The organism is Tolypothrix sp. PCC 7601, from assembly GCF_025677855.1.
GTDB classification, from domain to species: Bacteria; Cyanobacteriota; Cyanobacteriia; order Cyanobacteriales; family Nostocaceae; genus Aulosira; species Aulosira diplosiphon.
Genome location: NZ_CP064879.1, coordinates 3,949,512 through 3,962,551 on the forward strand (window position 1 = coordinate 3,949,512; position 13,040 = coordinate 3,962,551).

The following is a 13,040-nucleotide window of genomic DNA, read 5'->3' on the forward strand; positions in this document are numbered from 1 at the left end:
TAAAGAATCTCCCCCTGTTATTCTGTTATCTGCTCACAAAAATGCTATTCTTCGTCTGGAAGTACCCATTTTGGCGGTTCCATGAATTTTCGCCGCAGTCGTTCTTCCGCAAGCGCCAGCATTTGATCTAAAGAAGTCTCCTCAATAAATTGTGCCGCAGCTTCTCTAAATTCAATATTGGGGCATTTATCCCCTAAAACACAACCATTAACGCAGGCTTCCGCGCAATTAATTTTTTGCTCCACAGTGAATCCCTCTCTAGTAAGAGCTTTTTTCTACTCTTCAGATAAATCTTACCTTGCTTGTTGCTCCCTGATTGGTTTAAATACTTACCATTATTTAGTATATAATTCCTCGATCCCGTAACTTCTGCCCTTAGTAAGAGACGAGGCAAACCTGACAACAAACTGTAAATTCTACGCTTTCACCTTTTCTCCTTTCCCCATCTTATGCAAATGTACCTGCTAGTCTCATAATATATATTTGTGAAAAAGGGCGCTCATGTCGGAAGTATTTGCCACAACTGGAACCATTGCCGCGATCGCAACTGCTGTTGTTCCGCAGCAGGGTAGCGTTGGCATTGTGCGGGTGTCTGGTTCTCAAGCGATCGCGATCGCCCAAATTCTTTTTCATGCTCCTGGTCGTCAAGTTTGGGAAAGTCACCGCATTCTTTATGGTTATATTCGCCATCCCCAGAGCAAAAAATTGGTGGATGAAGCTTTGCTATTGATTATGCAAGCACCCCGTTCTTACACCAGGGAAGATGTGGTGGAATTTCATTGCCACGGTGGAATTATGGCAGTGCAGCAAGTATTGCAACTGTGTTTGGAAAATGGCGCAAGGCTAGCACAGCCGGGAGAATTTACCCTACGCGCTTTTTTAAATGGGCGCTTGGATTTAACCCAAGCTGAAGGTATTGCCGATTTAGTAGGAGCGCGATCGCCCCAAGCTGCTCAAACTGCTTTAGCTGGTTTGCAAGGTAAATTAGCTCATCCCATCCGCCAGTTACGCGCTAACTGTTTGGATATTTTGGCAGAAATTGAAGCGCGGATTGATTTCGAGGAAGACTTACCTCCGCTGGATGATAAAGTGATCATATCAGCAATTGATGGCATCGCCGCCGAAATTTCTCAATTATTGGCAACCAAAGACAAAGGCGAACTGCTCCGCACAGGTTTAAAAGTAGCAATTGTTGGGCGGCCGAATGTGGGAAAATCCAGCTTGCTCAATGCTTGGAGCCGGAGCGATCGCGCGATTGTCACCGACTTACCAGGAACCACCCGCGATGTTGTGGAATCTCAGCTAGTCGTGGGTGGGATTCCCGTGCAAGTGCTAGATACGGCAGGAATTCGGGAAACAGAAGACCAAGTAGAAAAAATTGGCGTAGAGCGATCGCGCCGTGCTGCCAGTGCCGCTGATTTAGTACTATTAACTATTGATGCATCTACAGGTTGGACAACAGGCGATGCAGAAATTTACGAACAGGTGCAACATCGTCCCTTAATTCTGGTGATTAACAAAATAGATTTAGTAGCAGATATAGGAAATCATCTCCAATCCCAAATCCCAAATATAAAATCTCAAATTTTCACAGCTGCAGCACAAAATAAAGGCATTGAAGATTTAGAAACGGCGATTTTAGAAATAGTCAAAGCCGGAAAAGTCCAAGCTGCTGATATGGATTTAGCGATTAACCAAAGACAAGCCGCATCCTTAACAAAAGCTAAAATTTCTCTCGAGCAAATGCAAGCCACAATCACTCAAAAACTACCCCTTGATTTTTGGACAATTGACTTGCGCGATGCTATTCATGCATTAGGAGAAATTACTGGTGAGGAAGTGACTGAATCTGTACTTGACAGGATTTTTAGTAAGTTTTGTATTGGCAAATAAGTATATATCTAAATTTAAGTTATGTCCTTTATTGATGAAATTAATCAGGTAAATGCTTTGATTGTGGGAGCTAATCAAGGCATTGGTTTCGGTTTTGTGAAAAAACTATTGCTAGATACAAGAATTAGTAAAATTTATGCAACCTATCGTCAATTAGAATCATCTTCAGATTTGATTAGGCTGTCACACGAGAATTCCGAACAATTAATTTGTTTACCTGTAGATATTACTGAAGAATCGCAAATCGCAGAAGCAGCGCAAACAATCCGTAACCAAGTTAACAAGCTCCACTTGGTAGTTAATTGTGTAGGATTACTTCATGAAGATACTTTGCAACCTGAAAAAAGTTTAAGACAAATTAACCCAGATAATTTACTGCGCTACTTTCAAATTAACAGTATAGGCTCTGTATTGTTAGCCAAACATTTATTGCCTCTATTTAAACATAAAGAACGCAGCGTATTTGCTAGCATTTCTGCAAAAGTTGGTAGTATTGGCGATAATCAACTAGGTGGATGGTATGGTTATCGCGCTTCTAAAGCTGCGCTGAATATGTTTATGCGTACAGTCGCAATTGAGTATGGTAGAAGTAGTCCCCAAACTTTAGTAGTGACATTACATCCAGGGACAACAGATACACGTCTATCACTTCCTTTTCAACGTAATGTACCACCAGAAAAATTATTTTCAGTAGAACGTACTGTTAGTCAATTAATGAATGTTATTGAACAACTTCAGGAAGGCGATAGTGGGCAATTTTTCTCTTGGGATGGTAGCAGATTGCCTTGGTAATTACTCTAGAGAGTATTCCAAAATAATCAATAAAATTATTAATTTCTGATTCAATTACAAAAAATTTGTTTAGAATAACAAATTATCACGAATATAATCATTAATTTAAATAAATTTTCAACGAACTACTGCTTTCAATCCTATTTTGTCTAACAATATAGAGAAACCTAAAGAAATAGATAACAATAATAAACAAGATACTAATTTTATACTCATAATCTCTAAAAAGTTAAAACTAGATTCTGCAAATAAATGTAGACATATTGAACCAATAATTTGATTAAATATAGTTGCAATTACCTCTAGTAAGGGGTTATGATTTATTATTTTAAAAGATCCTGCGATCGTAAACCAAAATAAAGTTGGAATTAAAAGCCTATTCAAGCGTTTATAAATTGCATCCCAAGTAGAACTTGTCTGTTTAACCAATCTTTTTTCCATTAGTAAAAAAGAGATTGTCAGAAAGACTGGAACGCAAAACCTTAAAGGTGAAAAAAGTATATCAATTGCTAATCCATTATCTGCATAAGTTGTCCTTGGTACAAGAATTGAGTGAAAGGATACTACAGCTATAATACTCATGGCTTTGAGTAAGTCAAGTGAGAATAGCCTATTTGCTTTCTGCTGAGATGAGCTTTTATCTGATAAGAATTTGTTAATTAAAGTTTTTCTCATTGATTTTAGTATTCTGATTCTGTTTTCCAAAAAGTAAACTTGTAAATTTTCAGACAATAAAAGCTGTTGATTGATGTTGCGATAGCAACATCAATCAACAGACAACAACACTTCAGGTATCAATCACCTTCATAGAAAAGGATTAGAGCAGTGTTCTTAGTCTTAAACTGTGAAACTACTAGCTTGAATGTTTGTAGCAGTCACATTGTTCAAAATTGCCAAATCATTAAAGCTACTTGAACTAGAACTACCGTCGATATCAATTTGGATGACTGTATTTGCACCTTGTTGTACTATACCCAGGAAACCACCAGCAATTGCTTGTGAATAGTTACTAACACCCAATTGTTGCCATATACCAGATAGGTTTAGTTTGTCTTCGCCAATGACAAAGTCGCTGATAATATCCCTGCCTTCAGTTGTATTTCTGAAGTTAAACACATCATTACCAGTACCACCTATTAAAGTGTCATTGCCTAAGCCACCCCAGAGAAAGTCATTTCCAGCATCACCTACAAGCAAGTCGTTTCCCGCTTCGCCTTGGAGATAATCGTTTCCAGCACCCCCATGAAGCCTATCATCGTCATTACCGCCAGTAAGGAGATCATTGCCTATGCCGCCGTACAGTGTATCGTTACCGTTTCCGCCAGCTAGAAAGTCATTTCCCTCATCACCTACAATAATATCGTTGCCTCTACCTCCTCTGATGACATCGTCTCCCAGTGAACCACCGAGGTAGTCATCACCACCGAAGCCGTTTAGAGTGTCATTACCACCTCTACCGTTGATATAGTCAGCGCCATCAGTACCATTGTAGGTATCAGCACCAGGAGTTAAGTTAGTCAAGCTAATAGTCATAGTAGAGCTTTGCTCCTTCAATTAAAGTTTTCGGAAATCAAATTAATAAATGCACCCTGATGAACTCAACCCATTATTTAAGACTTTTACTTCTAATGCAGATAGAAGCCTTAAGCGTTCACTACATCTTTTTCAAGAATGCGTTCGCGCATCATATATATCACTCTATAAAAGTTTGATTTATCATCATTTCATTAGTATTTAAATAATGAAATTAACTATGCAATCTCAAACTTTTACAGATGTATATTTCAAAGACTTATTGTGAAGTTAAGATAAAAATCTTAATTAGCAAATGAACAAAAATCAATAATTAAGAGATTATCAATATTTGTTCTTAGTGCTAGGGTATTCATCATAACTGAACAAATGGAAGCTATATCAATAGCCTAGAGACTCCAAAATTAGAGCCTAACGGTTATCCTAGAAAACACTTTGCTTCTATTTTCCTTACAAAACAAAGGTCGTAAAAATCAAGTATTTTTATGACCATTATCTTGCATGTTATTACTTATTATACTTGTATAAATTTAGTTTCTGATTGAGAAAAGGCTAAATTTATACAATCTTTATAAAATTGAAATATTAAAAAGGTTACTTTTGAATAAACTAAAAAATATACGAATAACTCTACAAATTTATGCTTAGATGTCATATATTTAATTGTGTAATTAAAATCTATTTTTAGAGATAATTTATATATATAAAAATATAATCAAAAGGTTTATTATATACTAATAACAATGCCCCTATTTTGCGTTTTATTTGTCCTTAATTGAAAAACCTATAAGCAATCGATACAAGTCAAGAAACCCGATTATGGGGACACCTCGCAGGCTGATTCAGCGCATTATTACAGAGAAGTGAGATAAATTTTATAATGTTTACTTACTAATTAAGCACTTTCAATAGCAAAGATAGCTCACTTACACAATATTTATGATTTTATGGGATAGGTAGGAGAGAGCTTACTCCTTCCTACTCCAAGTTCATATGAATCTATAAGCCCCAATATTTCAGCAAGTTTCAGCTTGATTTATATAGAATCTACGCCACAACAAAGGTTTATTGGTGTATACTTTCTTACAATCCGCTTTCAGCTTTCTTGTTGCTCATGCGTAAGTCCCGTATATTTCAATTCTGAAGCCCATTAAGCTCTACCAAGAAGGTATTTAGTAAACTGACGAAATTGCTTTATCGGTGTATAAAACTGCAAAGGCGAATACTTTAGACGAAGTTCTGCAAGAAATCGCCTATCATATTCTTGGTAATAACCTGTTGCTGATGCTGATTCAGAGGCAATCAAACGAGGAATGACCTCAGTTGAATCTGGAGCTTGAGGATGCTGACGCTGCAAGTAATCAATGGTGTTGTAGCGATACCAGGGTGCAACACTAGAAGTAACGCGTAACTTCTCACGTACACGATCTGCGATTACAAACTCATGTTGAGTAAATTCATTGTGCCAGTATTCGCGAGGATGCAAATTAATGTGCCCATGTCCACCTTGTCCGGGAACAGCGGCTGAAAATATTACTATAGGGGCAACTTGAGTCAACCACTTAACTAAAGTAGACGAACTTTCTGGCTGTAAGTGTTCAGCCACTTCTAAACATACAGCTAAGTCAAAGTGCTTGTTCGTGAAGAAGTTGGCGATTGCTACAGGGTTATTTAAATCTAGTCGATGAAATTCCACTGAAAATCCAGTGAAGTTTGGTTGAGAGTAACCGTCTACAGCTATAACCTGTACCCCAAGCTTCGCGAATTCCCTACTTAAATGACCTGGTCCACAGCCGAATTCTACTACAGTTGCGGGGCGATAAAGTTCAAAAATTACAGAAGCTAGAATTCGATAATCAGTTTCAAAAAAACTACTTTGGAAATAGTTTGAACTGTAACTAATGGTTTGGCTATTCATATAAATTTATTCCTTGTGTACAAAATTTGAGACAAGATAGATTTGCTTGCAAAGGCTTGGTTCTAATCAACAGATCACAAAATATTTGTGTAGATATTTCTCCCTTGACTAGCAGAAAGTTCTTTAAAGATACTTTCTAGATGAGAGCAGTTTTTATGAATATCAAATTTAAGTTGAGCAATCTGCTTGCCTTTTCTACCCATTTCAATTCTTAATATAGGGTTTTCAACCAAAATTTTGAGCATTTTTGCTAATTCATTTTTATTTCCAGGATGAATCATAAAGCCTGTTACATCATTAATAATAACTTCTTTCATTTGAGGTAAATTTGTAGCAATTATCGGAAGACTGAATCCCATAGCTTCCATAAATACTTGAGGTAAACCCTCACTATAAGTAGGCATTACAAAAATATCTGCTTGTTGGTAAAGAGATTTCCATTCAGGCGTATATGCACTTATATTGTTATAAACTCGCACGCGATGATGAGAACATTCAATAGCTTCTTTAGTAACTATATGAAGAATTGCTATATTTGAGAAATTCTCTAGAAAGACTTTTAATAAATCATGTCCTCCTTTTCTTTTAAAATCTCCACCTACAAATAGAATGTTACAGTTATCAGAATTTTTATCTGCCGAATTATTGTCAGATTCTAAAGCACTTAAATTAACGCCAGGAGGAATGACTATGACTTTATTTTCATTAATATCATAATCTTCAATCACAGATTGTTTGGCAAACTCAGACCATGTCACGATCTGAGAAGCAGCATCAAAAACTCTTTTTTCTAATGAAATATTTGGAGCATAAGTCCACTGAAAACTCACATCTTGCATCTCACGATATTTCAGCGCAGCAGTAAAGTCAATACTAACAATTGTAGGAACTCTTTTCATATACTCAAGGGCTAAGAGAGCCATAACTTGAGTATGTAGATGCATAACAGAATATTGCTTACTGTGCAATTTTTGTTTTATTAACAACTTAGTAATATATGCAGTTGTCAATTCAGAACGAAGACATTGAAAATCTAAATTACGCTGCTGAATCCAAGAGCTTGGGAATTTGCAATAAAAAGATCTAGTGGCAAGCCAGAGTAACTTGTTACATTCTTCTTTAAACCAATAGAAGTCTACTGAGCCAAGGGAATTTGAATTGTTGAAGTACTCTCTTAAGAGTTTACCATAGGTGTGATGTCCAAGAATATGACTCGTAATTGATAAAGCTTGATAATCATTATTCATAAAGTTAATTTTATTAGATTACATAAAGAGAATAAAGCAATTTAAAATCTTTGAATATCTAAGTTTATAACCAAGAAAAACCAAGTTTACAATTATTGATACTATTTCTATAAACCTATTTTATAAAGCAATCTTCTAAAGATGCTAAAAGGTAAATGACCTTTTGATATTAAAGCAATTATTGTTATATAAAGAAATACTAAAGTTAGTATTTGTAGATAAATAGCTCCGTTATGAGGGTAAGGAATCACTCGTATTGTTGCTAAAGCTATTAATATAGCTGTTGTCGGCATCAATGCTGGTTTTAATAAGGCTAGAATATTCACTCCAGCGATACGACATGCTGAGATAAGATACCAACTTGAAGCAACAAAGCCCATAACACATGTAACGGCAATCGCAACACCTTGTACTCCTCCTATTTGAGCACCAATAAAATAAGCAGTTAAAGAAATAGGAACGATAAACCAGTCTATACGTGCAATTTCTAGAGATTTATTCATGGACAATAGATAGGCAGCAAGGATTGATACAAAACCTGATGTATAGGAAAAGATTAATATGATTTGACATATACTGATAGATTGTTTCCAATTGTCCCCATAAATTAGTAGGATGATTGGTGGTGCTAAAATAAATGCTAAACCATATATTAAAGTAGCAGTAGTAGCGTAATATTCAACGACTTTTTCAATCATTATCAATGACTTTCTCTGTTCACTCACTTGCGACAGTGCTGAAAAAATTACACGACTATTAATTTGAGAAAATGCAAAAGCTGGTGTGGTAGCTAATTGATAAGCAACATTGTAATAGCCAAGAGCTTGTGTTCCTATTAATTTTCCAATAATTAAGTTATCTCCCGTTATATTCATTTGATGAGCAATCTTACTACCTATAACACCTAAAATAAAGCCATTGACTTCATTTATTTTATTTCTCTCCAATTTTAAATAGTATTTAAATTCATACCTACTAAAAAAACGCTTTGAACAGGAATCCACCAAAGCCATAGTAATTTCTCCAATAGCAAAAGACCAAAATTCGCATCCAAGCATCGAGCTAATAACTAAGCTAAACACTCGTGAAAAATTAGCTAGCAAATCACAAATAGCTAGCTCTTTAAACTTCATTGTTCTTTGTAATATTGCAGTATGAGAACCAGCACCAGCACCAATTAGGAAGATAAATGCTGATAGTACTGTCAAAGGAAATAAAATAGGTTGCTTAAAGAAGTAAGATAAAGGTAATCCTGCTAAAGCTTGTATAAAAAATAAAAAAATAGAAATATTAATACCTAAGCTATAAACAGTATTAACTAGTTTGGAATCATCTAAACCTTTTTGTACTAATACTTGAGCAATAGCACTATCTCTAAAAAGAAGGGAAAAATTAGAAAGTACTAGAACCATTGCCCAAATACCAAAGTCTTCAGGCGAGAGTAAACGAGCCAAGTAAACTTGAGAAAGTAATTGAGCAACTTTGCCAAGACCAAAGCTTACAGTCATCCATAAACTCGCTTTAAATAACTTTTTTGAATTGCTTACAGTCATAGTAAAATTTAAGCAGCATACTGATCATTAGTAGATTTAATAGCAAAATTAACGTATACTTACAAAGTAAGCACCCTGTACAAAAAGCTGAAATAGCTTGCTAGCAATCACAAAAAGCTATATTCAATTTAACAAGCTAAAATCTTTACGCAATAAAAGATATGCATAACTTGTAATTAATGGTTGTGGATATTTAACTAATATAGAAGACATCCAATCATCTAATAAACTGAGTGGCTTAATTTTACTAAAATAGGCGGGAGTTCCAAAAAAACCAACGTATTCTTCGACTTTATAACCAAGATTTTCAAACTTATTTATCTGGCTATTTAAAGGGCCACGACACCAACTGTAATAAGCTGGAAACTTAAGTTTATTCGTATCTGTTTTTCTATGGGGTGAAAGTGCCCATAAAATTTTTTCTGATAATTTGTCCGGTAATATTTGATTAACAATAAACGGTAGAGCATACATAGTAGGGAACACATGTATTGCATACCCACCATCTCGTAAGATATTAAAGACATTTTTGTGAAAAGTCAGCCCATTTGGAACATGTTCAGCTAGCATAATGCTAAAAACTAAATCAAATTCTCTATCTATATTCAAGCTAGGAGATGAAATATCAGTTTGAATTTTATGATATCCATTTGGAGCTTTTGCTAGTTCTTCAGCAGATATATCAAGTAAAGTGTATTCCAATCCATATTTATCAATCAAATCTAAGGAAATAGCTGGGTTTGCTCCTCCACCTACTTCACATATTCTTTTAATTTCTGGAGCGGTAGTCAAATCATGCAGATATGTTTTGAACTCTGCTATATGAGATGTATTTTTTACTTTGCGATATTCAAGCTTCATATGTATTCCGAATGAAAATAGATGTTAACTTTTGATTACATATTTATTTGTAAATATTCACTCCTTATTAGCTTATAAGAAGCTAACTAATTTCAGCAGATCGAATAGCAATCAAAGACTTAGTTATACCGAAGAGCCTTTCATAGTTAATTACGCTATCTGGGAATAATTCCTGTAACATTTGTTTATCCAGTAAACGATAATTTTCTAATTTAGTAGCCGCTTCATGAACATTTTTTGAACGCTTATGATTACCTAAATCAAAATTTTTAATCAAGCTAATGCGTAATGGACGAGGTAACCAATGAAAAAACGGACACATAAAATGTGGCTCAATTGGGAACCAAAAATATGGAGTTTGAACATAAACGTTTGGTGCTAATCTTCTTACTTCTTTAGCAAATTTACTCATGTTATTCCAATTTCCAACATGTTCTATTACTGAATTGGAGTGAGCTATATGAAAAGAATTATCTTCAAAAATTTTGAGGTTACATGCATCTCCATAAATGAATTGATAATGTTCTTCAGACGCTGGCAATATTTCTCCAGGTAAATTTACAATTGTGATGTAAATTTTGTATTTGTTCAATATTTCTTGAGGTAGTATTTGCCAATAATTTTTTCTTCCACCAATGTCAATTATTCTTACTTCCTTCGATTTGTCGTAGACTTTACTTATTATAGAGATAAGTGTTTCTATACGTTTGCAGCGTAACTTATAACCGATAGAAGCTGGATTATCATAGTTACCTATTTGTTCAGCTAATATGTTAGATAAACTCATACTTCACCTAAATTTAATTATTTATAATTTTATGTGTAACTTTATTCATGTAAATAATTCGATGGAAAATTGTCCGATTTACTAATTCTTTTCCCCTAAAACCAAGTCGCTGACGTAGTTCTTTATCAACACATAATTGATGCAGTACAGATAAAATTTCTTCTGATGAGTTAGGATCTACTAATAAACCAGTTTCTCCGTGAAAAACTGCATCTTCTACTCCTCCAACTCGTGAAGCAATGACTGGTTTGCTAAAATAACCTGCTTCTAAATAAACTATTCCAAATCCTTCTATACTTCGGCTATTACTATCATAAAAAGTTAACATCGAAAATATGTCACAAGCTGAATAATATCCTGCTAAATCTGCATCAGAGATATATCCTGTAAGAATTACCCGTGAGTTAACATCCAATCTATTTGCTAATTCATTGAGTTCCGATTCCATCGGTCCTCGACCACATATTAAATAATAGACATTCAATCCTGCTGCTATTAGGTGTGGTAAATTATGAATTATACGATCAAAGCCTTTACGTTTTACTAAACGACCCACCGATAATATTACAATACCATCTTTTGGAATTTGATATTTATCACGAATTTGCTGACGCAAATCTTCCAAACTGTTTAAACTTAGATCACCGAATTTTTCTGCTCTGATAGTGGGATGAATTATTTCAATATGCCTATTCAGTTTCCAATTGCTTTTGACATAACTTTGCGTAAATTTACTGTTACACACGATAACTTTAGTGCGTTGTAATGTCCACTGAAATAAAAAATGAAAAATTGGATTTTTTAAAGGACATAATACATCATCACCATGAAGGTAAATCACACACTCTACAGGCAATAAATAGCTTAATAGCAATAACGCTGGGAAGTCGTAACCGTGCCACCATTCGATGTAACTATAGCGATACTTTTGATATAATTTGATGCCTAGTGTCACTGACCAGAATATATTTAGAATTTGCTTGATAATACTTCCAAACGCTCCCAAACTACAAATTGCAGGCATCCACCAACGATAGACAGGAAATGATTGCATTTGGTCGAATGCTCGATCACCTGTACAGCTAGAAGTGAGAACCACAATCTGCGTTGGATCTTGCATACAACGATTGTAAACATACTCTTGTATTCCTCCAGCATCCGGGAAAAATACACGGCAGATAATTAAAATATCTCGTTTTTGGGATTGCTCAATTTTTGTAGCAGCTTCTTGCAATAGTACATTCATAAGAGATAACTATTTAATTAGTCAATGAAGGGATTTGATTAATTCTCGTATTACTAATTATTCCTGTAATTTCCATCATATGTTGGGCGTAGCTAGCAATACTACATTTTGACTGAACCCAGTTTTTGCCCTGTATTAGAAGATTGGATGTGTTCGGATCATTAGCAATGCGTATAATAGCCTCGGCAGCAGCAATAGGATCATTAGGATTAACTGTCCATTCTGGTGCAAAATGATTAAGTATTTCGCCAATGCCACCGTTGCAACTACCAACAACAGGAACACCACAAGCGATCGCTTCTACAACAACGCGACCAAAAGCTTCTTTATGAGCGAGTGTAACTACTATGTCTGCACATTTATAATAATCTTCAATGCCTATAGTCGCAGGCAGAATTGTAAAACGATCTGCTACTCCTAGCTCTTCAGCTTTTTCAAGTAAGATACGGCTATTAACTTGATTGGGAGACTTATCTTCGCCAATAATTACTGCGTGATAATCATAACCCCTAGTCTTCAAATGTGCAACAACTGGAATTAAAGTTCGCAAATTTTTATCACAGTTTTCGCCGTCTTTCGGATGCTTGTTAATGCGTGAAGGTGTCAATATGACACGAAATCCTAGCTGTAAAATTGATTGCAATTCTTTGGGAAGATACAGCAGAGGTAAATCGTTAAAACGCTTCTGATCTACTGGCTGGTAAAGAACACCTTGGACATTGGGCATTAGATGTCGCACATGTTGGGCGGTAAAGTGCGAATTGCAAAGAGCACGAGGAGACAAACAAAAAAAAATGTATTTTCTAGCTAAATAACCCCAAAATCTACCTGAACCTACCAAGTCATGACAAAAGTAATATATAGTACGGCCGCTGAAACGTAGTCGAAATGCAATCATCAAGAAAGTTGGTAGCAAGTAGTTATAAGCGCAGTTATCCAATAACAAAGGATAGACTTTTGGTTGTTGGCTTACCCATTGAATTCCTTTCTGAAAAAATTCTTTTTGGGTAACGGCAGGAATTGCATGAAGGCAAAAATCTAATCCCAGGTTGTGTAAATATTTCTCCATTACAGAACCTGCTTGAACTATGACACATATATGCTTCTGTATCTGCTGTTCCTTAACTCCAGTAATGAGCATAGATAAAGAAACTAATGTCCCTCCAATAGTATCACAGTCCCCAGGCAAAATTAGTAATTTACGCATAAA

The 13,040-nt window shown here is 35.3% G+C and carries 12 protein-coding genes; 2 read left to right on the forward strand and 10 right to left on the reverse strand.

Features of this window, described 5'->3' with window-relative positions; genetic code table 11:
- Positions 1 to 44 precede the first annotated feature (44 nt).
- Complete coding sequence (locus HG267_RS16425) at positions 45 to 245, reverse strand: hypothetical protein (protein ID WP_045871869.1); 201 nt, start codon at positions 243 to 245, stop codon at positions 45 to 47.
- Positions 246 to 501: 256 nt separating this feature from the next.
- Here HG267_RS16425 and mnmE point away from each other — a divergent pair, with 256 nt between their 5' ends.
- Together mnmE and HG267_RS16435 are read left to right on the forward strand one after the other, a co-directional pair.
- The gene (mnmE, locus tag HG267_RS16430) at positions 502 to 1,893 is read left to right on the forward strand and encodes a tRNA uridine-5-carboxymethylaminomethyl(34) synthesis GTPase MnmE (protein ID WP_045871868.1); all 1,392 of its coding nucleotides are present in this window, start codon (positions 502 to 504) and stop codon (positions 1,891 to 1,893) included.
- Between the two features lie 21 nt (positions 1,894 to 1,914).
- Positions 1,915 to 2,685, forward strand: a complete 771-nt coding sequence (locus tag HG267_RS16435; protein ID WP_045871867.1) for an SDR family NAD(P)-dependent oxidoreductase — start codon at positions 1,915 to 1,917, stop codon at positions 2,683 to 2,685.
- A 117-nt stretch (positions 2,686 to 2,802) separates the two neighbouring features.
- On the opposite strand, the gene HG267_RS16440 is transcribed toward HG267_RS16435, so the two are convergent.
- The 9 genes from HG267_RS16440 to HG267_RS16480 form a co-directional block, all read right to left on the reverse strand.
- On the reverse strand, positions 2,803 to 3,360 hold the full coding sequence (locus tag HG267_RS16440) for an acyltransferase family protein (RefSeq protein WP_045871866.1): 558 nt from the start codon (positions 3,358 to 3,360) through the stop codon (positions 2,803 to 2,805).
- 162 nt (positions 3,361 to 3,522) lie between these two features.
- Complete coding sequence (locus HG267_RS16445) at positions 3,523 to 4,218, reverse strand: calcium-binding protein (protein WP_052335280.1); 696 nt, start codon at positions 4,216 to 4,218, stop codon at positions 3,523 to 3,525.
- Between the two features lie 1,150 nt (positions 4,219 to 5,368).
- Positions 5,369 to 6,136 (reverse strand): class I SAM-dependent methyltransferase, encoded by a 768-nt coding sequence (locus HG267_RS16450; protein ID WP_045871865.1) that lies wholly within the window; start codon positions 6,134 to 6,136, stop codon positions 5,369 to 5,371.
- A 74-nt stretch (positions 6,137 to 6,210) separates the two neighbouring features.
- Positions 6,211 to 7,383, reverse strand: a complete 1,173-nt coding sequence (locus HG267_RS16455) for a glycosyltransferase family 4 protein (RefSeq protein WP_045871864.1) — start codon at positions 7,381 to 7,383, stop codon at positions 6,211 to 6,213.
- A gap of 107 nt (positions 7,384 to 7,490) precedes the next feature.
- Entirely contained in the window at positions 7,491 to 8,936 is a 1,446-nt protein-coding gene (locus tag HG267_RS16460; protein WP_045871863.1) for an oligosaccharide flippase family protein, read from the reverse strand.
- 123 nt (positions 8,937 to 9,059) lie between these two features.
- Entirely contained in the window at positions 9,060 to 9,797 is a 738-nt protein-coding gene (locus tag HG267_RS16465) for a class I SAM-dependent methyltransferase (RefSeq protein ID WP_052335279.1), read from the reverse strand.
- A gap of 82 nt (positions 9,798 to 9,879) precedes the next feature.
- Positions 9,880 to 10,584, reverse strand: a complete 705-nt coding sequence (locus HG267_RS16470; protein WP_045871862.1) for a methyltransferase domain-containing protein — start codon at positions 10,582 to 10,584, stop codon at positions 9,880 to 9,882.
- A gap of 13 nt (positions 10,585 to 10,597) precedes the next feature.
- Positions 10,598 to 11,830, reverse strand: a complete 1,233-nt coding sequence (locus HG267_RS16475) for a glycosyltransferase family 4 protein (protein ID WP_045871861.1) — start codon at positions 11,828 to 11,830, stop codon at positions 10,598 to 10,600.
- A 13-nt stretch (positions 11,831 to 11,843) separates the two neighbouring features.
- Complete coding sequence (locus HG267_RS16480; RefSeq protein ID WP_096621986.1) at positions 11,844 to 13,037, reverse strand: glycosyltransferase family 4 protein; 1,194 nt, start codon at positions 13,035 to 13,037, stop codon at positions 11,844 to 11,846.
- Positions 13,038 to 13,040: the final 3 nt, after the last annotated feature.

Bases quoted from the DNA above. Each gene is read 5' to 3' on its own strand.
- mnmE (WP_045871868.1), top strand. From the start codon at position 502: ATGTCGGAAGTATTTGCCACAACTGGAACCATTGCCGCGATCGCAACT.
- HG267_RS16435 (WP_045871867.1), top strand. From the start codon at position 1,915: ATGTCCTTTATTGATGAAATTAATCAGGTAAATGCTTTGATTGTGGGA.
- HG267_RS16440 (WP_045871866.1), bottom strand. From the start codon at position 3,360: ATGAGAAAAACTTTAATTAACAAATTCTTATCAGATAAAAGCTCATCT.
- HG267_RS16445 (WP_052335280.1), bottom strand. From the start codon at position 4,218: ATGACTATTAGCTTGACTAACTTAACTCCTGGTGCTGATACCTACAAT.
- HG267_RS16450 (WP_045871865.1), bottom strand. From the start codon at position 6,136: ATGAATAGCCAAACCATTAGTTACAGTTCAAACTATTTCCAAAGTAGT.
- HG267_RS16455 (WP_045871864.1), bottom strand. From the start codon at position 7,383: ATGAATAATGATTATCAAGCTTTATCAATTACGAGTCATATTCTTGGA.
- HG267_RS16460 (WP_045871863.1), bottom strand. From the start codon at position 8,936: ATGACTGTAAGCAATTCAAAAAAGTTATTTAAAGCGAGTTTATGGATG.
- HG267_RS16465 (WP_052335279.1), bottom strand. From the start codon at position 9,797: ATGAAGCTTGAATATCGCAAAGTAAAAAATACATCTCATATAGCAGAG.
- HG267_RS16470 (WP_045871862.1), bottom strand. From the start codon at position 10,584: ATGAGTTTATCTAACATATTAGCTGAACAAATAGGTAACTATGATAAT.
- HG267_RS16475 (WP_045871861.1), bottom strand. From the start codon at position 11,830: ATGAATGTACTATTGCAAGAAGCTGCTACAAAAATTGAGCAATCCCAA.
- HG267_RS16480 (WP_096621986.1), bottom strand. From the start codon at position 13,037: ATGCGTAAATTACTAATTTTGCCTGGGGACTGTGATACTATTGGAGGG.